This window comes from Nocardiopsis sp. NPDC006198, from assembly GCF_040613895.1.
GTDB classification, from domain to species: Bacteria; Actinomycetota; Actinomycetes; order Streptosporangiales; family Streptosporangiaceae; genus Nocardiopsis; species Nocardiopsis tropica.
In genome coordinates, this window is sequence record NZ_JBEXSY010000005.1 from 169429 (window position 1) to 195587 (window position 26159).

The following is a 26159-nucleotide window of genomic DNA, read 5'->3' on the forward strand; positions in this document are numbered from 1 at the left end:
CCGGACGCGACGGAGCCCGGCACCACATCGTGGTGCCGGGCTCCGCGTGCGTCCGCGCCGTGGACGGAGAGGCCTCCCCGTGAACCGGGGTGGTCACGGGGGCCATCGGCGCGGACGTCTTCCGGGGCTGGTCTCGGTGGGGCGGTCGCGGGGGACCGGGGGCGGGGGAGGTCGGAGGTGCGGCGAGGGGGTCGCGGCCCTCCGGGGCGGTGTCACCTCAGGAGGGCGTCGAAGTCACCGGTCTTGGCGCCGCGGACGAAGGCCTCGATCTCGGCGGGGGTGTACACGAGCGCCGGCCCCTGGGGGTCGCGGGAGTTGCGCACGGCGATGTCCCCGTCCGGGAGCGCGGCGACCTCGACGCAGTTCCCGTCCGGATTGCTCCAGCTGCTCTTGGTCCAGACGACCTTGGGCAGCCGGCTCGCGGGAACGCCGTTGTAGATCGGATGCATCTCAACCTCCTGGAACTTCGGGGGGACTCGTGAGCGGGGATCTGTCCACACGCGGTAGATCCTTCACCGCGCCCGTCGTGTCTCGCCACCGGGCCCGCCTTGCGGGCGGACGCCCTGTCGGGGGCGAACCGTCCCGTGGTGGGTTGTTTCGTCCCGGTGCGAGTCAGAGCGTAGCTCATGCACGTGCATTGGTGATTACGTCCGTAAGTACCTATGCAAGGACGGCGGGTGATTCGGGTCCGAAACCGCACGTCACACCTAACGTGGGGGAGAGGCGCGCGGTTCTCCGGGGCCGGATCGTTCTCCACTCGTGGCCGAAGCCGGTCAGCCGGGAACCCGCTCCGGGAGCGCAAAGCGAACGCCCGGGCGCTGAGAGCGACCGGGCGTGCGGCGGAGGGTGCGGGGAGGCGGGGAGGGTCAGGGGTAGCGCTCCAGGAAGCCGCGGAGGATCTCCTCGGTGGCGGTGGGCGGCGGCGCCTGGGTGGCGAGGTGGTCCATCGTCTGGGAGTAGCGGTTGGTGTCCTCGTACTTGTCGAAGTACAGGGCGCTGCTCAGCTGCTCCAGGTAGACCACGTCGGGCAGCTGGGGGGTGGGGAACCGCAGGATGCTGAACGGGCCGCCCGCGGCGGGGTGCCCGCCCATCGCGAAGGTCGCGATCTGGATGGTGATGTTGGGGCGCCGGGCCATCTCGATCAGGTGCTCGACCTGGCCGCGCATCACCTCGGCGTCGCCGTAGGGGCGGTGCAGGACGGCCTCGTCTATCACGGCCCACAGGCGCGGGGCCTGGGGTTCCACGAATCTGCGCTGGCGGTGCATGCGCATCATCACCCGGCTGTCGACGTCCTCCTCGGAGGTGGCCGTCCGGGACAGCCGGATGACCGAGCGGGCGTAGTCCTCGCTCTGGAGCAGCCCCGGGACGAACTGGACCTCGTAGGTGCGGATGATCGAGGCGGACTCCTCCAGGCCGACGTAGACGCCGAACCACTGGGGCAGCACGTCGCCGTACTTGTGCCACCAGCCCTGGGCGTTGGCGCTGGAGATCAGGCCGAGGAGGGCCTCGCGCTGCTGGGGGTCGTCCACCCCGTAGAGCTGGAGGAGGTCGTCCACGTCCCGGCGCTTGAAGCTGACCTGGCCGAGCTCCATGCGGCTGATCTTGGCGTGGGAGGCCCGGATGGCGTATCCGGCGTCGTGCCGCGAAATGCCCTTCTCCTGGCGGAGCCGCCGGAGCTGGGTTCCGAGGAGAATGCGGAGGACGGTGGGGCCACCACTGGAATTGGCCAGAAAATCTTGAGTGACCTGGAGATTCGTTGCGTGATCGGCGACCACATCGCCTCCTGTGTAGCGGCTTTGGCCCGTAGCGACCGCTCAGTATACCCACGCGTCCGAGGTTGCGGACAGGGGCGAGGGGGGATTGGTTCGTGGCCTAAGCGCCTCTTCTGGGCTTGGAGTAAACGCGCGTCCCCGTGTGGGAATTCTTTGACGAGGATCTACCGATAAGGGTCGTTCGTCCTATAGTCTTGCCCGGACGTTGAACTGCACGTGCATCCGTGTCTTACAGATGTAAGCCACAGGGGTCGCGTCAGACAAGTCCGCGCGAACCCGCCATCACCCTCGTGAGGACCGTGATGAACGCAGAGCTGGTGTCCTCGGAGCTGGACTCCGGGCCGTCCTGGAGTCGTCCCTCCCTCGCGGAGGCGTCGGACGACCTCCCGTCCTGGTGGAACCACCCGCCGTGCCGTCTCTCCGTCGGCCAGGTCTCCCGGTCCCAGGAGGGCGCCGCCAGGGCGTTCGGCTCCGTCCCCGGCTCGGTCCGCCGGGCACGCGGTTTCGCCGCGTCCGTCCTGGAGGAGTGGGGCGTCGAGGACGTGCAGGAGGACGTTCGGCTGATCGTCTCCGAGCTCGTCGGCAACTCCTGCCGCCACGCCGTGACGGGGGACGGGGACCCCGCGGGCGTTCCGGTGGTGGTCGAACTGCGCCGCCTGGGCGAGCGCGGCGGGGTCCTGTGCATGGTTGCCGACGAGAGCTCGAAGGCGCCGGTCAAGATGGACGCGCACCACTTCGCCGAGTCCGGCCGCGGCCTCGGACTGGTCGCGGCGTTCAGCCGCGAATGGGGATGGAACCCGCTCGGCCGCGGCGGCAAGGTCGTCTGGGCCGTGTGCGGCGGCGAGGGCTGACGCACCCCGCAACCGCGCAGCCGCGGTGCCTCGGGAGCTGTGGACGACGCGGCGGAGCCGCCCGGGAAGAGTAGGCTGTCAACGCATGTCGGTATTTGACCGACCGCGTCGTGACAGGACTTTCCCACACCCCATCCCGGGAGCGAGGCGTGGCCGTGCTGGACACGGAACAGGACCAGTTCCTCTGCGACGGGACCACCACCGTCGTCGGACTGACCGGTGAGATCGACATCGCCACCGCGGAGAGGGCGCTCGCCCGGATCACCGCGGCCACGGCGGACGGCTGCGTCGTCGTCGACCTGTCCGCCGTGGAGTTCATCGACGCCTCCGGCGTCAACATGCTCGTCCGCGCACTGCGCGGAGCCACGAGGGTCCAGCACCACCTCCTCCTGGCCGGGCCCACCCGCCAGCTCTCGCGGATCCTCGACGTCCTGGGCCTGCGCGACGTCCTGGCGACCCACGACGGCGTCGCCGCGGCGGTCGCCGCCCACGCGGCGCCCCGCCACGGACACCCGCCCGGCGCCCTGCGCTGACCCGACCCCCTCGGTGGGCGCCCCGGCGGCCGGACGCCGCACGCGAAGGGGGCGCCCCCGGCGGCCGTGCCGGAAGCGCCCCCAGGAGGGATGTCCCCCCTACTCGACCGTGACGCTCTTGGCCAGGTTGCGCGGCTGGTCCACGTCGTTGCCCTTGGCCAGGGCCAGCTCGCACGCGAACACCTGCATCGGGATCGTCGCGACGACCGGCTGGAGCAGGGTCGGCACCGCCGGGATCTCGATGAGCACGTCCGAGTACGGGCGCACAGCCTCGTCGCCCTCCTCGGCGATCACGATGGTGCGGGCGCCGCGGGCGCGCACCTCCTGGATGTTCGACACGATCTTGTCGTGCAGCACGCTGCGGCCCTTCGGGGAGGGCACCACGACGACGACCGGCAGGCCGTCCTCGATCAGCGCGATCGGGCCGTGCTTCAGCTCGCCGGCCGCGAAAGCCTCGGCGTGCATGTACGCCAGCTCCTTGAGCTTGAGCGCGCCCTCCATCGCCACCGGGTAGCCCACGTGGCGGCCCAGGAACAGCACCGTGTCGGCGTCGGAGAGCGAGCGGGCCAGCTCGCGGACCGGCTCCACCGTCTTCAGGACCTTGTCGACCTGCTCCGGCATCGTGGCGAGCTGGGCGATGACCGCCGTGATCTCGTCGCCGAACTTCAGCCCGCGCACCTGGGCCAGGTACAGGCCGACGAGGTAGCAGGCGATCAGCTGGGTCATGAAGGTCTTGGTGGCGGCCACCCCGACCTCGGGGCCCGCGTGCGTGTACAGGACGCCGTCGGACTCGCGGGGGATGGTCGACCCGTTCACGTTGCAGATCGCCAGCACGCGGGCGCGCTGCTCCCGGGCGTAGCGGACCGCCATCAGGGTGTCCATGCTCTCGCCGGACTGGGAGATTGCGATGACCAGGGTCTGCTGGTCCAGGATCGGGTCCCGGTAGCGGAACTCGCTGGCCACCTCGACCTCGCACGGGATGCGGCACCAGTGCTCGATGGCGTACTTGGCGATCAGGCCCGCGTGGTACGAGGTCCCGCAGGCGATGATGACGATCTTCTCGACGGAGCGCAGGTCCTCCGGGGTCAGCCGCATCTCGTCCAGGGTCAGCAGCCCGTCGACCGACAGGCGGCCCAGGAGCGTGTCGGCCACCGCGCGCGGCTGCTCGACGATCTCCTTGAGCATGAAGTAGTCGTAGCCGCCCTTCTCGGCGGCGGACGCGTCCCAGTCGACGTGGTACTCGCGGACCTCGACGGGGTTGCCCTCGTAGTCGGTGACGACCACGGAGTCCGGCCGCAGCTCGACCACCTGGTCCTGGCCCAGCTCGACCGCCTCGCGGGTGTGCGCGATGAACGCGGCCACGTCGCTCGCCAGGAAGTTCTCGCCCACGCCGCGGCCGACGACCAGCGGCGAGTTGCGACGGGCGGCCACCACCAGGTCGGGGTTGTCCACGGACGTCGCGACCAGGGTGAAAGCGCCCTCCAGCCGCTTGCACACCGCGCGCATGGCCGCGGGCAGGTCCCCGTCGCCGCGCTCAGCCAGCTCGGTGCTGAGCAGGTGCGCGGTCACCTCGGTGTCGGTCTCGGAGAGGAACTTGCAGCCCTGCTCCTCCAGCTCCAGACGGAGCGCCGCGAAGTTCTCGATGATGCCGTTGTGGACGATCGCGACACGTCCGCCGTTGTCCACGTGGGGGTGGGCGTTGACGTCGTTCGGGGCACCGTGGGTGGCCCAACGCGTGTGCCCGATACCGGCCCCCTCGCCGGAGATCGGCCGTTCCTCCAGGGCCCGGCGCAGGTTGGCGAGCTTGCCCGCGCGCTTCTCCGTGCGCAGGGCGCCGTCGCCCAGCACCGCCACACCCGCGGAGTCATATCCGCGGTACTCCAACCTTGCGAGGCCGTCCACGACGACCTGAAGCGCCGGTTGCGGCCCGACGTAGCCAACGATTCCGCACATGGCCGCCAGCGTAGGCGAAAAAGGACGCCGGATCGACCAACCACCTACCCATACCACTGGTTGTTTTCGCAGGTGGCGGTATAGACCATTTGGTGCATGGGGGCCATACCACGCAGGTGGGGGGCATGCGGGGGCGCCGAGTGGAACCGATTTCCCCCGGCTCGCGACCCGCCGAAAAACCTTTGGAGACACCACCGTGAACGTGTGGTTTCGGGCACGTTCCGCCCCGGTTCGGGGCTAGCGGGGACCGGCTGCCGAATCCGGACGACCCCCTCGTCTAGGGTGGTCATTCGTGTCTCACACGACGAAGAACGGCCTCTCCTCACCGTACGTGGAGCTGGACCGGGCGGCCTGGGCGGCCCTGCGGGCCTCCACACCCCTCTCCCTGACAGAGGCCGACCTGGCAGAGCTCCGCGGTACCACCGACCCCACCTCCCTGGAGGACGTGCGGGACGTCTACCTGCCGATGTCGCGCCTGCTGAACCTCTACGTGGGCGCGACCCAGCAGCGGCACGCCGCCGTCCGCGCCTTCCTCGGCGAGGCGGACCGCCCGGCGCCGTTCATCATCGGCGTCGCGGGCAGCGTCGCCGTGGGCAAGTCCACCACGGCGCGGCTCCTGCGCTCCCTCCTCGCGCAGTGGCCCAACCACCCGAACGTGGAACTGGTCAGCACCGACAACTTCCTGTACCCCAACTCCGTCCTGGAGTCGCGGGGACTCATGCGGCGCAAGGGCTTCCCGGAGAGCTACGACCGCCGCGCGCTCGTGCGCTTCGTGTCGGAGATGAAGGCCGGGGCCGACCGCATCGACATCCCCGTCTACTCCCACCTGAACTACGACATCGTCCCGGGCGAACGGCAGTCCGTGCACCGCCCCGACATCCTCATCGTCGAGGGCATCAACGTCCTCCAGCCCGCCACCGCGGGACGCCTGGCCGTGGCCGACTTCTTCGACTACTCCATCTACGTCGACGCCAAGGTCGAGAACATCCGCAACTGGTACCTCGACCGCTTCCGCGAACTGCGCCGGACCGCGTTCTCCGACCCCCGCTCCTACTTCCACCACATGGCCACCACCATCCGCGAGGAAGAGGCCCTGGAGTTCGCCGCCAACACCTGGCGCACCATCAACGAGGTCAACCTCGTCGAGAACATCCGCCCGACGCGGGGGCGCGCCACCCTCATCCTCTACAAGGGGGACGACCACCGCGTCCGGCGGGTGCGGCTGCGCAAGACCTGACGGTGTTTTTGGCGAGCTCGCGGGCTCGCTGCGCGGCCTCGGGACGCTTCAGGCCGGCCCCCTTCGTCGTCGTCTGCGCCTGTCGCTCGTTCCTCGCTCGCGGCTTGTCTCCTCCTGCAGGGGTCCGGCGCGTCCCTCGGTGTTCTCGGCGAGCTCGCGGGCTCGGGACGCTTCGGGCCGGCCCCCTTCGTCGTCGTCTGCGCCTGTCGCTCGTTCCTCGCTCGCGGCTTGTCTCCTCCTGCAGGGGTCCGGCGCGTCCCTCGGCGAGCTCGCGGGCTCGCTGCGCGGGAGGCCGGTTTGGCCGGGGCCGGACGGCGGGTTAGTGTGGTCTCTCTTTTCGGCCGCGCCCCTTCACCGGGTGTCGTGCGCTCTCAAGGATCGGAACGAACCGGGCCACTCGCGGGCTCCGGGGCGGGACCAGCGCACGCGCGTCGCCGCGCCACTGTCCCGCCGAACCTCCCGAGGTCTTCGTCATGACCACCACCGATCCCTCCGTTCCCTCGAACGACGCGCTCCAGGCCGAACGCGACCGGCTCACCGCCGCCCGCGAGGCCCTGCGGCGGATGCGCGAGGAGGTCGCCGGCAACGAACTCGTGCTGGGCGACGTCGTCAACGACAAGGTCACCAACGCGGCCCTCCGCCGCGGCCGCGAGCGGCGTCTCGCCGCCCTGGCCGAGGTGCCGGGCGCGCCCCTCTTCTTCGGCCGCCTCGACTTCGACCCCGGCACCGTCTTCTTCGACGACGACCCCGGCGGCGCCCCCGCCCCGGACGGCTCCGCCGACGCCGACCGCGTCCAGATCGGCCGCCGCCACATCCACGACAGGTCCGGGCGCCCCATGGTCCTGGACTGGCGCGCCCCGATCTGCGTCGCCTACTACCGGGCCTCGCCCCAGGACCGGATGTCCGTCCGGGTCCGGCGCCGCTACGGCTTCACCACCGTCACCCCGGGACCGGACGCCGAACCCGAGGCGCTGCTCACCGCCTTCGAGGACGAGGCGCTGACCGACGCCCCGCCCGAGACCGGCCAGGGCGGGGGCGAACTCCTGAACGCGGAGATCGAGCGCCCCCGCACCGGCCCCATGCGCGACATCGTCGCCACCATCCAGCCCGAGCAGGACGACCTCGTCCGCGCACCGCTCGGCACCACCCTGTGCGTCCAGGGGGCGCCCGGCACCGGCAAGACCGCGGTGGGCCTGCACCGCATCGCCTTCCTCCTCTACACGGAGCGCGAACGGCTGTCCCGCAGCGGTGTGGCCATCATCGGGCCCAACCGCTCCTTCCTCTCCTACATCCACGACGTCCTGCCCGCGCTCGGCGAGGTCGACGTCCACCAGACCACCGTCACCGAGCTGCTCACCCGCGACCTGCCCGAGCGCTCCCGCCCCGCGGCCGGGTGGATCGGACGGGTCGAGGAACCCGCCGCCGCCCGGGTCAAGGGCCGGGCGCGCATGGCCGAGGTCCTGCGCCGCGACCTGTGGTCCCACCTGCGCACCCCGGAGGAGGCCGTCATGGTCCGCCGCGGTTCGCGCCGCTGGCGCCTGTACCCGGAGGACCTGCGCCCGCTCCTGGACGAGCTCGCCGAGCGGGGCGTCGCCTACGGCTCCGGTCGTGAACTCCTCTCCCACCGCATCGCCCACGCCGTCCTGAGCCTCATGGAGGGCGAGGGGGAGGCGTGCGACGACCGCACCCACGCGCAGGTGCGCCGCGATCCGGCCGTGCGGTCCGCGGTCACCGCCATGTGGCCCAAGGCCGACCCGATCAAGCTCGTGCTCGGCCTGCTCACCGACCCCGAACGGCTCGCCCGTGCCGCCGACGGCCTCCTGAGCCCGGAGGAGCAGGCCGCCGTCCTCCTCCCGGGGCGGCCCCGCGGCCCCCGGAGCGCCCGCTGGTCGGAGGAGGACCTGGCACTCATCGACGAGGCCTCGGCCCTGATCGGGCGCCCCGCCGGTCTCGGCCACATCGTGGTGGACGAGGCGCAGGACCTGAGCCCGATGCAGTGCCGCGCCGTCGGCCGCCGGTGCGCCTCGGGCTCGCTCACGGTCCTCGGCGACATCGCCCAGGGCACCAGCCCCTCGGCCGCCGCGAACTGGTCCACGCTCCTGGAACACCTCGGCAAGCCCACCGGCCACCTCAGGGTCCTGGACCGGGGGTACCGCGTCCCGGCCCAGATCATCGACTTCGCGGCCCGGCTCCTGCCCGCCATCGCCCCCGGGCTCGGCGCCCCGGTGGCGGTGCGCCGCTCACCCGGGTCGCTCCGTGTCACCCCGGCGGCCGGAGGGCTGGCGGCGGCCGTGGCGGACGCGTGCCGCACCGCACTGGAGGGGGAGGGCTCCGTCGGCCTCATCGCCGCCGACGCCGGCCTCGCCGCGCTGAGGGCGGACCTCGCCGCCGAGGGCCTGCCCGTACCGCTGCTCGGGGAGGACGGCGCCGGGCTGGACGCGAGCCGCCTGGTGGCCGTGCCCGCGTCCCTCGCCAAGGGCCTGGAGTTCGACGCCGTCGTGGTCGCCGAGCCCGCCGCGGTGGTCGACGCGGAGGAACGGGGCGTGAACCGGCTCTACGTGGTGCTCACCCGGGCGGTCAGCACACTGCACGTGGTGCACGAGCGCCCCCTCCCGGAGGCGCTGCGCGACGCCGTCACGGGCTGAGGTCCGCGGGCCGGGCGGGCCCGGTGTGCCTCCACGGGCCGCGCAGGAGCCCCGCGGCGAGCAGCCACAGCGCGACCGTCACCAGGTGGGCGCGTTCCAGCAGGCCGGGGGCGGCGCCGGGGCCGTCCCCGGCCGCCGCCGCGTACACCCGGAAGGCCAGGACCAGGACGGCGACGGCGGCCACCGCCTGGAGCACCGCCACGACCGCGACGAGCGGCCACGCCCGGTCCCCGGCCCGGTACCGGTCCACCGCCAGCATCGCGACCCCGACCAGGGCGGCGAGGATGGCGACCAGGGCGAACACGCCCTGGGCCGCGGTCGTGCCGCCCGCCCCCTCCGCCAGCGACTCCGCCGCGCACGCCGCGTCGGTGGCCACCACGCACCGCCCGGGCAGTACCGCCGCCACCAGAGAGGCGGCGCCGAACACGGCCATGGACCACCACGAGACCGTGAGCCACGGGACGGTCTCCCGGGCTCCCATGGCCAGCCCCAGCGCGGCGGCGACCACCACCAGGATGGCGGCCACGCGGTGCGCGCTGTCCAGGAAGCGGCCGAAGGCCGCGTCCGGGTCCGCCAGCGCGCCCTGGGCGGCCGTCCCGCCGCCGGGGAGGACGACTTCCAGCGTCCACAGGCTGTAGGCGACGGCGGCCGCGACCGCGGCGACCCTGCCGTCCCTGGAGTCCCAGTGCAGCTGCCCGGAGTTTGGCATCGTGCCCCCTGCTCTCACGGTTGTCCCACCCGTCCCCCCGGGCGGGACACACCGGCGAGGTCGCCGTCGAAACACCGCTGTCCTGGGACCCTACGCTTTTCGGGACCCGACGTCACCCAACTCGCGGCGGCACTGTTATCCGCGGTTGAGTGTTCACCCGGCATCATCGGGGGACACCGGCGGACACGCGGGATACGGGACGACCGACGAGAAGGGCGCACGCATGGACGGCGCATCCACGACGCGATGGGTGATCGTGGGGGTCGACGGCACGGAGTCCAGCCGCCACGCGCTGGAATGGTCGGCGCACCAGGCGGCGCTGCGGGGTCTCGGTCTGCGGATCGTCGCCGCCGCCGGGCCGGTGGCCTCGGCGGGCGTCTTCGGCGGGCACGGGTGGACCGACCGGGCGGAGCCCCCCGACGAGACCGACACGCAGAACACCGAGAAGCTGCTGGGGTACGCCGGCGACTGGGTCGGGCGGCTCTTCCCCGAACTCCGCGTGGAGACCCGCCTGTCGTACGCGCGCCCGGTGGAGGCGCTGCTGGCGGAGGCGGCCGCGGAGGGCGCCGTCGCCGTGGTCGTGGGGTCGCGCGGCCTGAGCGGGATCGTCGCGGCGTTCGTCGGTTCCGTGGGCATCGAACTGGCCGCACGCTCGCCCGTCCCCGTGGTGGTGCTGCCCCGCGACCACGCCGCGGCGCACGGGGTGCGCGGCCGGGTGATCGTCGGCGTCGACGGGTCCGAACCCAGCAGGAGGGCGGCGAACTTCGCCTTCGGGCAGGCGGAGTTCGCCGGGGCCGAACTGGTCGCGGTGAGCGCCTGGCAGCCCCTGGTGGCGTTCGCCGCCGCGACCGGGCCGATCCCGCCGGAGCTGTTCGACGACGCGACCGCGGCGGAGGCGGCCCGCCAGGCACTGGAGGACGAGCTGGCGGACGCCCGCCTGAACCACCCGGGCGTGGCGGTGAGCACCCGGGTCGTGCGCGCGCACCCGGTGGTGGCCCTCCTGGAGGAGGCCACGCCCGCCGACCTCATCGTGGTGGGGTCGCGCGGACGCGGGGGGTTCCGGGGGCTGCTGCTCGGGTCGGTGAGCCACTCCGTCCTGCACGGCGCGCGCGGCCCGGTCGCGATCCTGCGGTGACCCCCGGGGGCGGACGCGCGCCGGGGCGTGGCCCTTCGTGAAGGGCGCGGTCCCGGCCGCGTAAAGGCGTTTCCGGCGGTCCGCTCCGGTGAAACGCTTTTCGGCGGCCGAACAATCGCGGCCCCTATTCTGCGGATATCCGGCGGCCGGATCGAATGGGGAGGCCGGGCGGCCGGCACGGGACGCGGGAGCGGGGTCCGAAGGGGCCGGATCCGAGGCAGGGCCCGTGGTGCGGGAGGCGCCCGCACTGCCGGTGCCCGCGCCCGGGGCGCAGGTTTTTTCGCGCGAAGCCGCAGTTCAGCGGAGAGCCCGGGAAAAGGCGTCCTATTTTACTCGCGGGACAAGGCCCGCGTCGTCCATACTCTTTTCACTTGCAGTGGCCGCGCCGAACAGCAGAGCAGTCGAGAATCGACGGGGGAAGTCGTGAACGGTTCCGCGAAGGGCGTCCTCGCCGCCGGAATGGCCGTGTCATGGCTCCTCACCGGTTGCGGCGCCGGCGCCGCAACCGGTGAGGAGGAGCCCGCCGGGCCCGTCGCGGCGACCGGCGCCCCCGAGGCGACCGAGTCGGAGGAGCAGAGGGCGGCGCTGGTCGACGGCCAGGCCACCCTGTCCGCCGCCGACCACCCCGTGCTCGGCCTCCTGCTCACCGACGGCGGGGGCAACACGCTCTACCTGTTCACCGAGGACGAGGGGGCCGGTCCCACCTGCGTCGAGGAGTGCGCCGCACTGTGGGAGCCCCTGCGCACCGCGGCCGGGACCGAGGCCGTCCCGATGACCGCCGAGGGCGTGCGCCCCGAGCTGGTCGCGGCGGTTCCCCGGCTGGACGGGGCGCCCCAGGTCACCTACGCCGAGTGGCCGCTCTACACCTACACGGGCGACGCGGCGCCGGGTGAGGCCAACGGCCAGGGCGCCGACGGGGCCTGGTTCGCGCTGGACGTCTACGGCGGGACGATCACCATTCCCGCCGCGGCCCCCCAGGGCTGACCGCCCCCGCGCCGGAGCGCCCCGGCGCTCCCGGCCCCGACGCCCGCGCGCCTCGCGGCGTCCCCGCTCTCCGCTCCCGGGCCCGACCCGGCCTCCGTGCGCCGCCCCGGCGGCCTCCGCGCGCCTCGCGGCGCTCTCCGACCGATCCCGCCTCCCCCGCCCCCGACGCCTGCGCGACCGGGTCCGGCCGGTCCGGACGGCCTTCGCCGCCGCACACCCCTCCCGTCCGCGTCCGGGCGGACCGGCCCCGCGCGGCGGTCCGTACGCGCCCACATGGGCGGATCCGCGATGGGTCCCGAGGCGCCCGCGCCACAGGTCTAGTGGCGGCCCAGGCGCCCGGAGGCCGGTATGTGACGAAGAGCACGGTGTGTCGGGAGCGAGGGGGCGGTCTCCGTCCCGACAGGGGAAACCGGCTCCCAGCTGTGTCGGAACGGAGAGCGAACGCGACGTTTCCTGCGCCTCGGTGGACCACCCGAATCCCTTGCTGTGCAGTGGAAACCGACTCTCCGGCATCACCGCTATAGACCATTGGCCTATACCAATTGGTCACTGCGGGGGGTCGTCGTTCATGATGCGAGAGATCTCGACTTTCGTAGAGGAGCCGCTGTGACTGCCGTGGGTATCGACGTGGGCGCCGCCCCGACCAAGCACGAGGAACTCGTCACCTGGGTCCGTGAGATCGCGGAACTCACCCGGCCGGACGAGGTCGTGTGGTGCGACGGCTCCGACGAGGAGTGGACCCGCCTGACCGACCAGCTGGTCGAGCAGGGCACCTTCACGCGCCTGAACCCCGAGAAACGCCCCAACAGCTTCTACTGCACCTCCGACCCCAGCGACGTCGCACGGGTCGAGGACCGTACCTACATCTGCTCCGAGCGCGAGCAGGACGCGGGCCCGACCAACAACTGGATCGCCCCCGACGAGATGCGCGCCACCTTCGGCGAGGTCTTCGCGGGCGCCATGCGCGGCCGCACCATGTACGTCGTCCCCTTCTGCATGGGCCCGCTGGGCGGCGACATCTCCCAGCTCGGCGTCGAGATCACCGACTCCCCGTACGTCGTCGTCTCCATGCGCATCATGGCCCGCATGGGCTCGGCCGCCCTGCGCCTCATCGAGGAGCGCGGCGAGTTCGTCAAGGCCGTCCACTCCGTCGGCGCCCCGCTGGAGCCCGGCCAGGAGGACGTCGCCTGGCCCTGCAACTCCACCAAGTACATCTCGCACTTCCCCGAGACCCGCGAGATCTGGTCCTACGGCTCCGGCTACGGCGGCAACGCCCTGCTCGGCAAGAAGTGCTACGCGCTGCGCATCGCCTCGGTGATGGCCCGCGACGAGGGCTGGCTCGCCGAGCACATGCTGATCCTCAAGGTCACCTCGCCCGAGGGCGCCTCGCACTACGTCGCCGCCGCCTTCCCGAGCGCCTGCGGCAAGACCAACCTCGCCATGCTCCAGCCGACCATCCCCGGCTGGAAGGTCGAGACCGTCGGCGACGACATCGCCTGGATGCGCTTCGACGCCCAGGGGCGGCTGCGCGCCATCAACCCCGAGGCCGGCTTCTTCGGCGTCGCGCCCGGCACCGGCGCGAAGACCAACGCCAACGCCATCGACACGCTGTGGGGCAACAGCATCTTCACGAACGTCGCCCTGACCGACGACGGCGACGTGTGGTGGGAGGGCCTCACCGAGGAGGCGCCCGCCAACCTGACCGACTGGAAGGGCCGCCCCTGGACCCCGGACTCCGCCGAGCCCGCGGCCCACCCGAACTCCCGCTTCACCACCCCGGCGGGCCAGGCCCCGACCATCGCCGACGAGTGGGAGGACCCGGCCGGCGTGCCGATCTCGGCCATCCTCTTCGGAGGCCGCCGCGCCACCGCCGTGCCGCTGGTCAGCGAGTCCTTCGACTGGCAGCACGGCGTGTACCTGGGCGCCAACGTCTCCTCCGAGAAGACCGCGGCGGCCGAGGGCAAGGTCGGCGAGCTGCGCCGCGACCCGTTCGCCATGCTGCCCTTCTGCGGCTACAACATGGGCGACTACTTCGCCCACTGGCTGAAGGTCGGCGCCACCGCCGACCCGGCCGGGCTGCCGAGGATCTTCTACGTGAACTGGTTCCGCAAGGACGCCGACGGCCGCTTCGTGTGGCCCGGCTTCGGCGAGAACAGCCGCGTCGTCAAGTGGATCTTCGAGCGGCTGGAGGGCACGGCCGAGGCCGTGGAGACCCCGATCGGCTACCTGCCGACCGCCGACGGCATCGACACCGAGGGCCTGGACCTGTCCGACCGGGACCTGGAGTTCCTGCTCTCCGTCGACCGCGACGTGTGGAAGCAGGAGGCCGCCCTGGTGCCCGAGTTCTTCAAGACCTTCGGCGACCACCTGCCCGACGAGCTCTGGGACGAGTACCACGCCCTGCTGGCCCGACTGGACCGGTAGGCGTCCGAGCCGCCCCCTTCCGCGCATGGGGCCGGTGGTCGAGGGGGCGCGGGCGCCGCGGCGCCCGCGCCCCCTCGGCGTGTTCAGGCCGTCCGCCCCGCGCTGTTCTGCGGCGTGCTCCGGTACGTCACCGCCCGGAGGCGTCCCGGCCCAGGAGCCGGGCGGAGCTCGTGCACGGTCCCGGCGGGCCGTGATCCGCGCTGGTCACGGCGTCGGTGGACATACCGGGACGTTCTCTCTTTTCCCTGCAACGGGGAGGGGGCCGGTGCTAACGATGGGGTACCGACCCGCCCTCTCCCCCTTGGGAAACCCATGATGACCCTCGCACTCGTCCTTCTCCTCCTCTTCGCCATGGTGGGCGGCGCCGTGCTCGCCGCCCGGAGGTTCCGCGTCAGCGACGAGTCCTCGGGCGGCGCCGTCGGCGTCGTCATCGCCCCCTGCGCACTCGCGCTGTACCTCGTGGCGGCCGCCATGGGGGTGGTGATCGCCTGGGAGGACTACACGGCGGCGGAGGACGGCGTGGCCGCGGAGGCCGGTGCGGCCCAGGCGCTGTACTGGAGCACCACCGCCTTCCCGGAGGACGAGGCGGAGGTGGTGCGCGACCAGCTGCGCCACTACCTGACCACCGTCGTGGAGGAGGACTGGCCCCGGATGGAGCGGGACGGGGAGCTGAGCGCCGAGGGCGACGACGCCCTCGCCGTCCTGGCCGCGTCGGTCCGGGTGCTGTCGGTCTCCGACACGGGGGACGGCCTGGACCGGCTGACCGCCCGGCAGGAGATCACCAACCTCAGCGACGCGCGCATCGAGCGCGGCAACGCGGCGGGGGACGGGGTCCCGTCCATCCTGCTCGTCATCGCGGCGGTCTCCGCCGTGGCCCTCGCGGTCCTGCCGTTCGTCATGATCGAGCGGGGGGCGAAGGTGGCCTACTTCTGGGCGTCGGTGAACCTCGTGTTCGTGTTCGCCACGACCCTGCTGCTCTTCTACCTGGGCACCCCGTTCACCGAGGTCCTGGCCAACGATCCCGAGGGGATCGAGGCGGCGCTGGCCGCCTTCGACCTGGCCGACGACGCGATCGGCGCGCGCTAGCCGTACCGACCGGAGAGGTCCGGGGCCCTGCCGCCCCTCACGGCACACCGGCAACGGTTCCGGGCGGCCCGCCCCAGTCGGCCCGGCTTCCGGCGCCGGGTCCACCGGGGCCGGTCTCCTGCCCCCGGCGCCGGGGTACCCGGACCGGTTCGCCGTGCTCGGCCCCGGCCCGCACCCGGATTCCGGTCCGGGGCCGGGTACGGCCATCCCGCTCCGACGCCGCTCCCCGGCCGCCTGTCCTCGGTCGGCCCGCCCCGGGGCGGGCCCCGTCCGCCGGGGCGGCCACTGCCTCCCGCACGCCGCCGGGCCCCGCCCGCCGGGGCGGCCCGCTCAGGCGGACGCGCGCGCGGCGGCGCGGCCCCCGCCCGCGGCGGCGGCGACCGCCACGACGGCCACGATCACCATGGTCCGCAGGGGTGTGAAGGCGCCGCCGGAGTCCTGGGCCGAGACCGCGGAGGTGTCCGCGAGGACCTCCTCGCGGGCGGCCTCGACCGCCTCGGGCCCGTCCTGCGGATCCGCCGGATCCGCGGGGTCGGCCGGATCCGCCGGGTCCGCCGCGGGCGCCCCGGAGGGCTCCGCCGCCGCGGGCTCCTGCTCCCGCGGCCCCGGGGCGGGCTCCCCGGGGGGCGCGGCCCCGCCGGGCGGCTCCTCCTCCGGTTCCTCCGGGGGCGGCGGCTCCTCCGGCCGCTCGGGCTCCTCCGGGACCGGGGGGACCTCGGGTTCGGGCGGGGGCGGGGGCGGGGGAGGGCCGTAGGGCGGGCACGCGGGGGCCTCGCCGTGGTGGACCAACACCCGCACGCCGTTGGCGCACACCAGGACGTACGACCCCGTCCGGACCTCCACCAGGGCGCCGGGGGCGTTGACGCTCACCCCCGACGGGCCGACGTCGACGGAGGCGCCCCCGCCGTGCACGCCCACCCCCGAGGGGCCCGCGTCCACGGAGGGGTTCTCCTCGCCTGCGAGGGAGGGGGTCGCGCCGCAGGCGAACAGCAGCGCGCTCGCCGCGAGCAGGGAGGGAAGGGCGTGACGGGAGGCAAACACGTTACTCCTCGTGGCGTGATCAGGTCATGGAGTGATCGTACGGGGTCGGCGCCGACCCCGCCCACGAAACCGCGGGTTCAGGGGGAGTGCAGCCGCAGCACCGCGTGCTCGGCCCAGTCGGGGGGACGCGTCAGCCCGGACACGGCCATCATCGTCCCGAACGCCAGCGGTATGGTCCACGCCGCGGGCTGGGCCAGCAGCACCGTCACCCACCCGGCGGGGGTCGTGAACAGGATCGACCAGCCGACCGCGCCCGTCGCGGTCACCGCCCCCACGGCCAGCCCGGACGCCGCCCCGGCCAGCGTGAGCCGCCGCCACCAGATCCCCAGCACCAGCAGCGGGCAGAACGTCGACGCCGCCACCGTGAACGCCCACACCACGAGCACGTTGATGTCGATCATCTGCGCGGGCAGCGCGAGCAGCACCGCCACACCGGCGCCGACCACCACGGCCAGCCGCAGCCTGGGCACGCTCCCCTGGAACAGGTCGTGCGACAGCCCGCCCGCGAGGGCCAGCAGGAGCCCCGAGGAGGTGGACAGGAACGCGCCGAAGGCCCCCGCCGCGACCAGGGCCGTCAGCACCGTCCCCACCGACCCCGGCACCGCCTGGGCGGGCAGCACCACCGCGACCGTGTCGGTCCCCTGGAGCAGGACCAGCTGCGGGGTGAGCACCCGGCCGAGCAGGCCGTACACCATCGGGAACAGGTAGAACAGTCCGAGCAGGGCGATCACGCCCACCGCCACGCGCCGCGCCGTGCGCGCCGTGGGGCTCGTGTGGAAGCGCATGATGACGTGCGGCAGGCCCATGCAGCCGAACGTGATCGCCAGCAGCGTCGACCACGTCTCGAAGAGGGGGTAGCCCCCCACGTCCAGGAGCGGGGTGCTCCACCGCTCGCTGCCCAGCTCGGGGAGTCCGTCGGGGTGCGGGATCGTCGCGCCCTCGGGGAAGACGTACTCGGTGCCCTGCCCGACCGTGTGCTCCCCCGCGGAGAGCTCCACCCCGTCGCCCGAGGGGGTCGTCACCGTCACGGGCTCGTCCAGGCTGAAGTCGGTGTCCACGGTGAACTCCACCGGGGTCGCCTCCGGGAAGCGGGTGCCCCACTCGGGGTTGAGCGCCTCCGCCCGGGTCTCCGGGCCGGCGTGCACCACCAGGTAGATCGCGGGGACGGCGATGAACGCGAGTTTGACGACGTAGTGGAAGGCCTGCACGTAGGTGGCCGAGCGCATGCCGCCCGCGGCGATCGAGCCGCTCACCACCACCCCCGCGAGCAGCACGCCCACCCAGTAGGGCGTTCCGCTGACCAGGCTCAGCACCACCCCCGCCCCCTTGAACTGGGGGACCAGGTACAACAGCATGATCACCAGGACGACCAGCCCGCACAGCTTGCGCAGCCGCGGCGCGCCCAGCCTGTACTCGGCGAAGTCCGGCACGGTGAACGCCCCCGACCTGCGCATCGGACCGGCCACGAGCGCCACGACCGCGACGTACCCCGCCGCGAACCCGACCGCGTACCACATGGTGCCCAGGCCGTTCTTGAGCAGCAGGCCGGAGAGCCCCAGCACGGACGCGGCGGACAGGTACTCGCCGGCGATCGCGAGCGCGTTCCAGTTGGGGGAGACGCGGCGGGAGGCCACCAGGAAGTCGGAGGTCGAGCGGGCGGCGCGCACCCCGTAGACACCGATGACCAGGCTCGTCGCCAGGACGAGGCCTATCGCCAGGACGGAGGTCACCGCTCCCGTCCCGGGTCCTCGTCCCGCCTCGGCGCCTCCCGTGCCGCACGCCGCTCGACGCGCTCGGCGGAGCGGACGTGCCACAGCGCCAGGCCGAACAGCAGCGGGTAGATCCCCGCGGCCAGGAGCAGCCACGACAGCGGCACGTCCCCCAGCCGGACGTGGCCGAGCACGGGGAAGGCGGCGAAGGCGCCGCTCACCCCGAACAGCAGGACCGTCAGCAGGGCCACGGTGCGCACGGCGGTCCGCCGCTGGGCGTGGAACAGCTTCCGGGCCGCCTCGGTGTCCACCGGGCCGGGGATCGGCAGGAGGTGCTGGGCGGGCCGGTTCCCCCGGGCGAGCGCGATCCGGGTCTGCGGGCTGGTCAGCTTCTCACGGCGCGGGCTCATGGCTCCTGCCGGTGGGGCTGGTCGTGCTCACCGTCCCTGGACCGCGACACCGCCGCGCCCTGCGCGTTCGCAGAGCGGCCGAGCTGGTCGCGCCGGGCCGCCTCCAGCAGCTGGGCCCGGAGGTGGCGGCCGTGGCGGCGGCTCACGGGGACGTCGCCGGCGGGGGTCCCGGCGACCAGGCCGGACGAGGAGGTCACCCGCAGGTCCCGCACCCACGGGATGGCGACGAGGAACCCCCGGTGGACGCGGACGAACCCCGCCGACTCCCACACCTCCTCCAGGTAGGACAGGGAGAGGCGGATGAGGTGGGTGCCGTCGGAGGTGTGGAGCCGGACGTAGTCGCCCTGGGCCTCCACGAACTGCACGTCGTCGCGTTTGACGAACACCGTGCGCCGCCCCGTGTCGATCTGCACCACGTGCAGGTCCTCCGCGGGGGGTGCGGCCCCGGCGGGCCGGCGCAGCTGGGCTATGCGGCCCACGGCCTCGGCCAGGCGCTCGGGGCGGATCGGTTTGAGCAGGTAGTCCACGGCCCCGATGCCGAACGCCTCCACGGCGTGGGTCTCGGAGGCGGTCACGAACACGATGGAGGGCGGTTCGGACAGCACGCTCAGCACGCGCGCCACGTCCATGCCGTTCAGTCCGGGCATGAGGATGTCCAGGAACGCGGCGTCGATCGTGGTCGTCCCCAGCAGCCGCACGGCGGCGGCCCCGTTGTCGGCCGCGTGGACCTCGGCGACCTCGGGCATGTCGGCCAGCAGCGACGCCATCTCCTGGCGGGTGGACGCCTCGTCCTCGACGACCAGCACCCGCAGCTCGGGCTTCACTGGGCGACCACCCCCCGGGTGAACCTCGGTACGCGCACGGTCACCTTCGTCCCCTCCCCAGGCGCGGTCTCGATCACCAGACCGTACTCGGGTCCGTAGACGGCCCGCAGCCGCTGGTCGACGTTGGCCAGCCCGACGCTGCGCGACTCGGGCCCGGTCCCCGCCAGCAGGGAGCGGGCCAGGTCCGGGTGCATGCCCACCCCGTCGTCCTCGATCTCGATCACGCACAGCGGTCCCTCGCCGAACCCGGAGACGCTGATGTGCCCCGTGCCCTCCTTGCGCTCCAGCCCGTGCCGGATCGCGTTCTCCACGATCGGCTGCACCACCAGGAAGGGGATCGCCACGGGCAGCACCTCGGGCGCCATGCGCACGGTGATGTCCAGGCGGTCGTGGAAGCGGGCCCGTTGGAGTTCGAGGTAGGTCTGGGTGGCCTCCAGCTCGTCGGAGACGGTCGCGTAGTCCCCCTTCTCGGAGAAGCCGTAGCGCAGGTAGTCGGCGAAGTCCGACAGCAGGTGGCGCGCCCGGTCGGGGTCGGTGCGCACCAGCGCGGCGATCACCGCGAGGGCGTTGTGCACGAAGTGGGGGGAGATCTGGGCGCGGAGCGTGCGCAGGTCGGCGGCGGCGATCCGGTCGCGGGTGCGGCGCAGCGCCGCGTGGTCGAGGGCGTCGGACACCAGCGCCGCGGCGGCCTCGACGTCGGCCTCCGCGGGGCGGCCGGACACGACCAGGGCCCCCGCCAGCTCGTCGGCCACGGTCAGGGGAACCGCGCACACGGAGGCCCCCTCCGGGAGGCGCCTGCGGGCGTTGCCGCCGTACTCGAAGACCTGGGCGAGCAGCCCCGCCACGTCACCGGCGTCGAACCGGGCGCCGTGGGAGGCGACCGGCCCGTCGAGGTCGGCGAGGACGACGCCGTCGGCGGCGAGGAGGCGGGACAGCCTCCGGGCGGCGGAGAAGACGCCCCTCCCGTGCAGCCCGTCCTGGAGGTCGACGCTGAGGGCGTGGACCTGGCGCATCAGATCGACGCCCGCCCTCTGCTCCGACGGCGCGGGGCGCCGTCGGGAGGGGGATATCCGCGACAGCCACCGGTACGACACGGACTGACCATATCCCAGCAAAATGTGTCAACGCTCACGTGTCGGGGGTCACCTTTCCTGATTCTGCCAGGGCCGGCCGGGTGCTCGCCCCGCGGGCGCGCCTCGGGCCCGCCACCCGGTGAGGGGTGACGGGCCCGGGACGGGAGGACTCGGGGCGGCGGCCGGACCGGGGACGGGAGGGGCCCCGGCGGGAGTGGGCCGACGGCCGCCCGAGTCCGGTGGCGGGCGGTGTGCCGCTCGGTCTAGTGGTCGGAGGCCTTCTCCGCGCCCGCGCCGGACAGGGCGCGGACCTGGAGCTGGGCGAACTTCGCGAAGTCCTGCTCCTTGGAGGTCAGTGTGCCGACGACGGCGCACAGGAGGCCCAGAGGCACGGAGAACAGTGCCGGGTTGGGCATCGGGAACCAGGCGAAGTCCATGGTGGGGATCAGGGCGGTCTCGGAGCCGGACACGACCGGCGAGAAGAACACCAGGCCCACCGCGCTGATCAGGCCGCCGTAGATGCCGGCGATCGCACCGCGGGTGTTGAACCGCTTCCAGAACAGGCTGAGCAGGATCGTCGGCAGGTTGGCCGAGGCGGCGATGGCGAAGGCCAGGGCCACCAGGAAGGCCACGTTGAGGCCCTGGGCGAACACCGCCAGGACGACCGCGACGAGGCCGATGCCCGCGGCGGACAGCCGCGCGACCCGGACCTCCTCGTTGTCGGTCGCCTTCCCCTTGCGCAGGACCGAGTTGTAGAAGTCGTGCGCGAGGGAGGAGGACGAGGCGATGACCAGGCCGGCGACCGTGGACAGGATCGTCGCGAACGCGACCGAGGCGATGAGCGCGAGCAGGATCGCCCCCACCATCTCGCCGCCGAACCGCTCTCCGACGGCCTGGGCGAGCTGGGGCGCCGCCGCGTTGCCCGCCGCGTCCTGCGTGGTGATGGCCTCGTGGCCGACGATCGCCGCCGCACCGAAGCCCAGGACCAGGGTGAACAGGTAGAAGGTGCCGATGAGGCCGATCGCCCAGTTCACGGACTTACGGGCCGTCATGGAGTCGGGCACCGTGTAGAAGCGGATGAGGATGTGCGGCAGGCCGGCCGTGCCCAGGACCAGGGCCATGCCCAGGCTGACCAGGTCGAGCTTGTTCCACATGGTCTGGAGCGCGTCGCCCGGGACCTCCACGCCGTAGCGCAGGCCGGGCTCCAGGAACGCCGCGCCCCGGCCGCTGGCCTCGGCCGCGTCGTTCATCAGGGAGCCGAAGTTGAACCCGTAGATCGACAGGGTCAGCAGGACCAGCAGGGCGGCGCCGGTCATCAGCATGATGGCCTTGATGATCTGGACCCAGGTGGTGCCCTTCATGCCGCCGAAGGACACGTAGATCGTCATCAGCATGCCGACCACGACGATGCCGACGATCTTGGCGGTCTCACCCGACATGCCGAGGTAGGTCTCGCCGGGCTGGATGCCCATGAGCAGGGAGATCAGTGCGCCCGCGCCGACCATCTGCGCGAGGAGGTAGAAGATCGACACGGTGACCGTGGAGACGGCCGCGGCGGTCCGCACCGGGCGCTGCTGCATCCGGTAGGAGAGCACGTCGCCCATGGTGTAGCGGCCGGAGTTGCGCAGCAGTTCGGCGACCAGGAGCAGTGCCACCAGCCAGGCGACGAGGAAGCCGATGGAGTACAGGAAGCCGTCGTACCCGAACAGGGCGATCATGCCCGCGATGCCCAGGAAGGACGCGGCGGACATGTAGTCGCCCGCGATCGCGAAGCCGTTCTGGACGGCGCTGAAGCCGCGGCCCCCGGAGTGGAAGTCGGTGGCGTTGTGGGTGCGGCGGCTGGCCCACACGGTGATGTAGAGCGTCGCCGCGATGATGACGCTGAACAGGCCGATGGTGATCGCGCGGCTGCTGTCGCTGACCGCGGCGGTGTCGGCGAGGTACTGGACGCTGTCGAGGTTCACTTGCCGCTCCCCCCGTCACCGTTCTCCAGGGCCTCGCGCACGACGGCCGCGGCGGTGTCGAGCCGCTTGCGCGAGTAGGACGAGTAGAGGATGGCGATGCCGAAGGTCGTCACGAACTGGAGCACGCCGAAGACCAGTGCGAGGTTGACGTTCCCGAAGAGCTGCGTGCTCATGAGGTCGCGTGCGAACGCCGTCATGAACACGTACAGCAGGTACCAGGCCATGAACGCCAGGCTCATCGGGAAGATGAAGCTGTACAGGCTCTTCTTCAGAGTCTGGAACCGGGGGTCGCTGTGCATGGCGATGACGGCCGCCTCCGACAGCTGCTCTTCCGGGGATCCCTCCCCGGGCCCCGGGGGAGGGGTGGGCGGTTCTGGTGGGCGTTGTGTGGCCATGCTGGGTCGTACCTCCGGGGGATGGCGGGAACGGCCGCGCTGCCGGGAGCGCGCTTCCTTCGTGTGATCTGTATTACTCGGCACTGTAAGGAGTGGCACTCCGACCAAGGAGGGGGCGCGCCCGCGTGCGCGCCGAACGCGGGGGCGGAGCGTCGAACGGTCGCCCACCGTGCGACGAACGGTCGCGGCACGGGACGAACGGTCGCCGGGCGGCCGGACACCGGTCCACCCGGGTCGGTGTGCCGGTCCGGTCCCCCACCCCGCGTGGTCCGGCCCCGAGCGGCGGACGGTACGCCCGGAGGGGCGCGGCGGGGCCGGGGCCGGCGCGCTGCCGGGCGGGCCGGCCGGAGACGCCGCCGGTGCGGCGTGAACGGGCGGGACCGCACCCACGTGCGGTGGCGCACCTCTCCAGCGGCCCCGGAAGCCCGGCCCGCGCCCGCGGGTTGTAGGTTGCGAGGCATCACCGCCCGCGCGGCCCCGCCGCGCCGGCGCGATCCGTGAGACCCCGGACGAGGTGCGCCGTACCCGGTACGACAAGACGGCGCGTTCCTGCACGCACGTCATGGAGGTACGGGTCGATGGCCTGGGTTGTACTGGTGATCTCCGGTCTTCTGGAAACCGCGTGGGCGGCGGCGCTCCACGCCTCGCAGGGGTTCACGCGCCTGTGGCCGACGGTGGCCTTCGGCGCCGCACTGACGCTGAGCATGGCCGGGCTGGCGTACGCGCTGCGGACCATCCCCCTGGGGACGGGCTACGCCGTCTGGGTGTCGATCGGCGTCGTCGGCACCGCGCTGGTCGGCATGTTCTTCCTGGGCGAGGGCTTCAGCCCGCTCAAGGGGCTCTGCCTGGTCCTCATCGTCGCCGGCGTGGTCGGGCTCAAGGTCCTGCACTGAGCCGGGCCGCCGGTCGGAGGGGAACCGGGACGGCGCGGACACGGGTCCGTTGCTCCGGTGCCCGGCCCGCGCCGTACGCCCGCCCGGGCACGGGGCCCGGCCGGGCGGTACTCCTGGTGCTCATGGGACGGCCTGTCCGGTGCGGCGCGGGACGCCGCACCGGGCAGGCCGTGTCCGTCAGGACGGGGCGGTCGGGGGACGGCGCCGGGAGGCCCGACGCCTGTTGAGGTGCTCCGCGTGCTCCATGTACCGCTCGACCAGCTCGGCCGCCACCGGGTTGTGCCCGCGGACGCGCAGCAGCCAGTGCGGCGCGATCCTCTCGTGCAGCCACAGGAACCCGATGGTGAAGCCGAAGCTGAGCATCGCCTGGAGGGTCAGGAACGACAGCAGGGGCTCCCGGAGCACGGTGTCGTTCCCGAACACCAGTGCCACGGCGTAGGAGTCGAACAGGCGGGCGAGGGGGAAGCCCACCAGCCAGTACAGCGCGAGGGGGGCCACCGCGCCGACCGAGAACACGCCTCGGGCGAGCAGCACGCAGTACCCGGCCCCGAGCAGTGCGAGGGGGAGGCCGAGCGCCGCCCCCACCGTGGTGTTGAGCAGCGCGGGCAGGCCGGCCAACGCGCCGACGCCCGCGGCGAACAGCCCGGCCACGAGGCCGATCGCCGCCCCGGGCACCGCGACCTCGGCGTGGTGGAGGAGGGCGCCGGACGTTCTGGGGGAGACCTGGACGCCCATCAGTCCACCACGACCCCGAAGGCGAACAGCGAGTAGAAGAGCGCGCCGAGGTAGAACAGCGCGGCGAAGGCGATGACGGCGTTGGAGACGATGCCCGGCCGGATCGGCTTGGGCAGGGTGAGGTTGTTGACCAGCAGCAGCACCACGCAGTACGCGCCCATCGCGAACGCCGACAGGAACGCGAGCACGTCCAGGATCGCCGCGGGCCCGTCGGCGGGGCCGAAGAGCAGGACGAGGATGCCGAAGACGATCAGGCCCCACAGGAACATGGCGTACAGCTTCGAGACGCCGATCCTCTTGGCGCCCGGCACGAAGTTGTAGGTCATGTCGGCCTGGCCGCGCGAGAAGGAGTCGAACAGGCCCAGCGTGGCGTTGAGCCCGATGAGGGCGATGAAGCAGAAGAAGACGGTCCCCAGGACCGGGCTCCCCGCGGCGGAGAAGGAGCTGGCCATGGCGTCCAGGGAGGCGTCGCGGTCACCGGCCCGGATGAGGTCGGCCACGTTCGGGTCGAATCGGGCGGAGGCCTGGGCCAGGACGGTGAAGGAGATCGTCACCAGCATGGTGATGCCCCAGAACAGCACCATGGCGTCGAAGGTGACCCAGCGCCGCCAGCCCTTCCACTTCGCCATCTCCGCGGGGTCGGAGGTGTCGAACATGAAGCCGCGCGAGGGCATGGTCTCCTGTTCGCCGGAGTGCCGGAGCCCCCGGATCTGCGGGATGTGCGCGCCCATGCCGGCGCCCTTGTCGCGCAGGTGCAGGGTGTACCACATCTGCTGCATGCCGGAGGGTCCGGCGAAGGCGACGGAGCCGACGATGATCGGGAACCAGGCGGCCGTCATCGCCTCGGGCGGGAAGTAGCCGAACGCGAACATGCCGCTGATGGTGGAGGTGAGGTCGGAGAGGTTGCCGACCATCGCCGCGACCACGGACGTCCCGACGACCAGGAGGCCGATGCAGATGGAGAGCACGCTCTCCAACAGGTTGTAGATGACCTTCGCCAGCGTGAACACCACGCCGACGAGGAGCATCCCCGCGACCGCGGTCATCTGCCAGGGGATGCCGGTCACCCGCTCGAACGCGGAGGCGCCCGCGGAGAGGTGTCCCGGCCAGATGTAGACCAGGATCGCTGTGAGGAAGAAGAACCACATCAGCGGTTTGAACACGCGTGCCGCGCCGTAGAAGATGCTCTCGCCGGTCGCCATCGCGTAGCGCGACATCTCCAGCATGACCACGGCCTGCAGGGAGACGCCGACCAGGAACAGCCAGCGGATCTCGGGGCCGAACACGAGGACCAGCCTCGGCCACATGTAGGACTCGCCCATGCCGACGCCGAGGGCGACGAGGAACACGGTGGGTCCGAGGATGTGGATCGAGGGGGGAGCCTTCGGGAGGGGGCGGATGGGCATCGGCTCCAGCCGGCCCGCCTTCCACACGCGCTCCTCCTGCGGGGGAGCGCCACCGGCGGTGGTGGCCGTGGAGGACGTGTCGGACTCGACGGTGCTCGGCTGCCGCTGGGCGGGGACGAAGGGGATCTGCGAGTCGGTGGGGGACTTGTCGGCGGAACCCGGCGTACCGCCGGTCTCGGGGCGTGAGGAATCCATGGGTGGAACTCCCTGTGTGGGATGTGCGGATGCGAGCTGCTTGCTTGCATGGCGCCCCCGGGTGGTGCGGTCACCTCTCTGTCGGTGTGCGGGCGGACCGTCGCGGCCCGTGAGTGGCTGCGTCCGCGGCGGAGGGTCCCGACGGCCTTGTGGCGGCGGCTCCGAGGCCGTCGGGATCAGGGGGT

The 26159-nt window shown here is 72.7% G+C and carries 22 protein-coding genes and 1 riboswitch; of the genes, 9 read left to right on the top strand and 13 right to left on the bottom strand.

Annotation, left to right across the window (positions count from 1 at the left end; genetic code table 11):
- Positions 1 to 212 precede the first annotated feature (212 nt).
- Positions 213 to 449: a DUF397 domain-containing protein gene (locus tag ABZ234_RS06040; RefSeq protein WP_267947976.1), complete on the bottom strand. Its 237-nt coding sequence runs from the start codon at positions 447 to 449 to the stop codon at positions 213 to 215.
- Between the two features lie 417 nt (positions 450 to 866).
- The gene (locus tag ABZ234_RS06045; RefSeq protein ID WP_267947977.1) at positions 867 to 1775 is read right to left on the bottom strand and encodes a helix-turn-helix transcriptional regulator; all 909 of its coding nucleotides are present in this window, start codon (positions 1773 to 1775) and stop codon (positions 867 to 869) included.
- 299 nt (positions 1776 to 2074) lie between these two features.
- Here ABZ234_RS06045 and ABZ234_RS06050 point away from each other — a divergent pair, with 299 nt between their 5' ends.
- Both ABZ234_RS06050 and ABZ234_RS06055 read left to right on the top strand, forming a co-directional pair.
- Positions 2075 to 2623, top strand: a complete 549-nt coding sequence (locus ABZ234_RS06050; protein ID WP_355011192.1) for an ATP-binding protein — start codon at positions 2075 to 2077, stop codon at positions 2621 to 2623.
- A gap of 149 nt (positions 2624 to 2772) precedes the next feature.
- Positions 2773 to 3156 (top strand): STAS domain-containing protein, encoded by a 384-nt coding sequence (locus ABZ234_RS06055; RefSeq protein ID WP_344179890.1) that lies wholly within the window; start codon positions 2773 to 2775, stop codon positions 3154 to 3156.
- A gap of 99 nt (positions 3157 to 3255) precedes the next feature.
- Here the strand turns inward: ABZ234_RS06055 and glmS are convergent, their stop codons facing one another.
- Entirely contained in the window at positions 3256 to 5109 is a 1854-nt protein-coding gene (gene glmS, locus ABZ234_RS06060; RefSeq protein ID WP_355011193.1) for a glutamine--fructose-6-phosphate transaminase (isomerizing), read from the bottom strand.
- 331 nt (positions 5110 to 5440) lie between these two features.
- Between glmS and coaA the strand changes: the two genes are divergently transcribed.
- The gene (gene coaA / locus ABZ234_RS06065) at positions 5441 to 6346 is read left to right on the top strand and encodes a type I pantothenate kinase (protein WP_267950234.1); all 906 of its coding nucleotides are present in this window, start codon (positions 5441 to 5443) and stop codon (positions 6344 to 6346) included.
- Positions 6347 to 6819: 473 nt separating this feature from the next.
- The gene (locus tag ABZ234_RS06070) at positions 6820 to 8991 is read left to right on the top strand and encodes an AAA family ATPase (RefSeq protein WP_355011194.1); all 2172 of its coding nucleotides are present in this window, start codon (positions 6820 to 6822) and stop codon (positions 8989 to 8991) included.
- Here ABZ234_RS06070 and ABZ234_RS06075 read toward each other — a convergent pair.
- Positions 8981 to 9700, bottom strand: coding sequence for a DUF998 domain-containing protein (locus tag ABZ234_RS06075; protein ID WP_355011195.1), 720 nt, complete (start codon positions 9698 to 9700; stop codon positions 8981 to 8983). The two genes, ABZ234_RS06070 and ABZ234_RS06075, sit on opposite strands and share 11 nt — an antisense overlap.
- Positions 9701 to 9923: 223 nt before the next feature.
- Here ABZ234_RS06075 and ABZ234_RS06080 point away from each other — a divergent pair, with 223 nt between their 5' ends.
- The 4 genes from ABZ234_RS06080 to ABZ234_RS06095 all read left to right on the top strand — a co-directional run bounded on the left by ABZ234_RS06080 (position 9924) and on the right by ABZ234_RS06095 (position 15329).
- A complete protein-coding gene (locus ABZ234_RS06080) occupies positions 9924 to 10835 on the top strand; it encodes a universal stress protein (RefSeq protein WP_355011196.1) in 912 nt (303 codons plus the stop codon).
- 423 nt (positions 10836 to 11258) lie between these two features.
- The gene (locus tag ABZ234_RS06085) at positions 11259 to 11819 is read left to right on the top strand and encodes a hypothetical protein (RefSeq protein WP_355011197.1); all 561 of its coding nucleotides are present in this window, start codon (positions 11259 to 11261) and stop codon (positions 11817 to 11819) included.
- 606 nt (positions 11820 to 12425) lie between these two features.
- Entirely contained in the window at positions 12426 to 14243 is a 1818-nt protein-coding gene (locus ABZ234_RS06090; protein WP_355011198.1) for a phosphoenolpyruvate carboxykinase (GTP), read from the top strand.
- A gap of 312 nt (positions 14244 to 14555) precedes the next feature.
- The gene (locus tag ABZ234_RS06095) at positions 14556 to 15329 is read left to right on the top strand and encodes a DUF4239 domain-containing protein (RefSeq protein ID WP_267947985.1); all 774 of its coding nucleotides are present in this window, start codon (positions 14556 to 14558) and stop codon (positions 15327 to 15329) included.
- Between the two features lie 330 nt (positions 15330 to 15659).
- Here the strand turns inward: ABZ234_RS06095 and ABZ234_RS06100 are convergent, their stop codons facing one another.
- The 7 genes from ABZ234_RS06100 to ABZ234_RS06130 form a co-directional block, all read right to left on the bottom strand.
- Entirely contained in the window at positions 15660 to 16370 is a 711-nt protein-coding gene (locus ABZ234_RS06100; RefSeq protein ID WP_355011199.1) for a hypothetical protein, read from the bottom strand.
- Positions 16371 to 16447: 77 nt separating this feature from the next.
- The gene (locus tag ABZ234_RS06105) at positions 16448 to 18100 is read right to left on the bottom strand and encodes a cation acetate symporter (protein WP_355011200.1); all 1653 of its coding nucleotides are present in this window, start codon (positions 18098 to 18100) and stop codon (positions 16448 to 16450) included.
- Positions 18097 to 18489: a hypothetical protein gene (locus ABZ234_RS06110; protein ID WP_355011201.1), complete on the bottom strand. Its 393-nt coding sequence runs from the start codon at positions 18487 to 18489 to the stop codon at positions 18097 to 18099. The genes ABZ234_RS06105 and ABZ234_RS06110 overlap by 4 nt, the downstream gene beginning before the upstream one ends.
- On the bottom strand, positions 18486 to 19313 hold the full coding sequence (locus tag ABZ234_RS06115) for a LytTR family DNA-binding domain-containing protein (RefSeq protein ID WP_267947989.1): 828 nt from the start codon (positions 19311 to 19313) through the stop codon (positions 18486 to 18488). Before ABZ234_RS06115 ends, ABZ234_RS06110 begins: the two co-directional genes overlap by 4 nt.
- Positions 19310 to 20326: a histidine kinase gene (locus ABZ234_RS06120; protein ID WP_344184697.1), complete on the bottom strand. Its 1017-nt coding sequence runs from the start codon at positions 20324 to 20326 to the stop codon at positions 19310 to 19312. The genes ABZ234_RS06115 and ABZ234_RS06120 overlap by 4 nt, the downstream gene beginning before the upstream one ends.
- A 323-nt stretch (positions 20327 to 20649) precedes the next feature.
- Positions 20650 to 22350: a cation acetate symporter gene (locus tag ABZ234_RS06125; RefSeq protein ID WP_355011202.1), complete on the bottom strand. Its 1701-nt coding sequence runs from the start codon at positions 22348 to 22350 to the stop codon at positions 20650 to 20652.
- Positions 22347 to 22745, bottom strand: a complete 399-nt coding sequence (locus ABZ234_RS06130) for a DUF485 domain-containing protein (RefSeq protein ID WP_355011203.1) — start codon at positions 22743 to 22745, stop codon at positions 22347 to 22349. Before ABZ234_RS06130 ends, ABZ234_RS06125 begins: the two co-directional genes overlap by 4 nt.
- A 484-nt stretch (positions 22746 to 23229) precedes the next feature.
- Positions 23230 to 23293, top strand: a riboswitch (guanidine-III (ykkC-III) riboswitch).
- A gap of 30 nt (positions 23294 to 23323) precedes the next feature.
- Between ABZ234_RS06130 and ABZ234_RS06135 the strand changes: the two genes are divergently transcribed.
- Positions 23324 to 23638 carry a multidrug efflux SMR transporter gene (locus tag ABZ234_RS06135; RefSeq protein WP_267947992.1) on the top strand — a complete coding sequence of 105 codons (315 nt, stop codon included), beginning with the start codon at positions 23324 to 23326 and terminating at the stop codon, positions 23636 to 23638.
- A gap of 177 nt (positions 23639 to 23815) precedes the next feature.
- Here the strand turns inward: ABZ234_RS06135 and ABZ234_RS06140 are convergent, their stop codons facing one another.
- Positions 23816 to 24373 (bottom strand): hypothetical protein, encoded by a 558-nt coding sequence (locus tag ABZ234_RS06140; RefSeq protein WP_267947993.1) that lies wholly within the window; start codon positions 24371 to 24373, stop codon positions 23816 to 23818.
- A complete protein-coding gene (locus ABZ234_RS06145; protein WP_355011204.1) occupies positions 24373 to 25974 on the bottom strand; it encodes an Nramp family divalent metal transporter in 1602 nt (533 codons plus the stop codon). The genes ABZ234_RS06140 and ABZ234_RS06145 overlap by 1 nt, the downstream gene beginning before the upstream one ends.
- Positions 25975 to 26159: the final 185 nt, after the last annotated feature.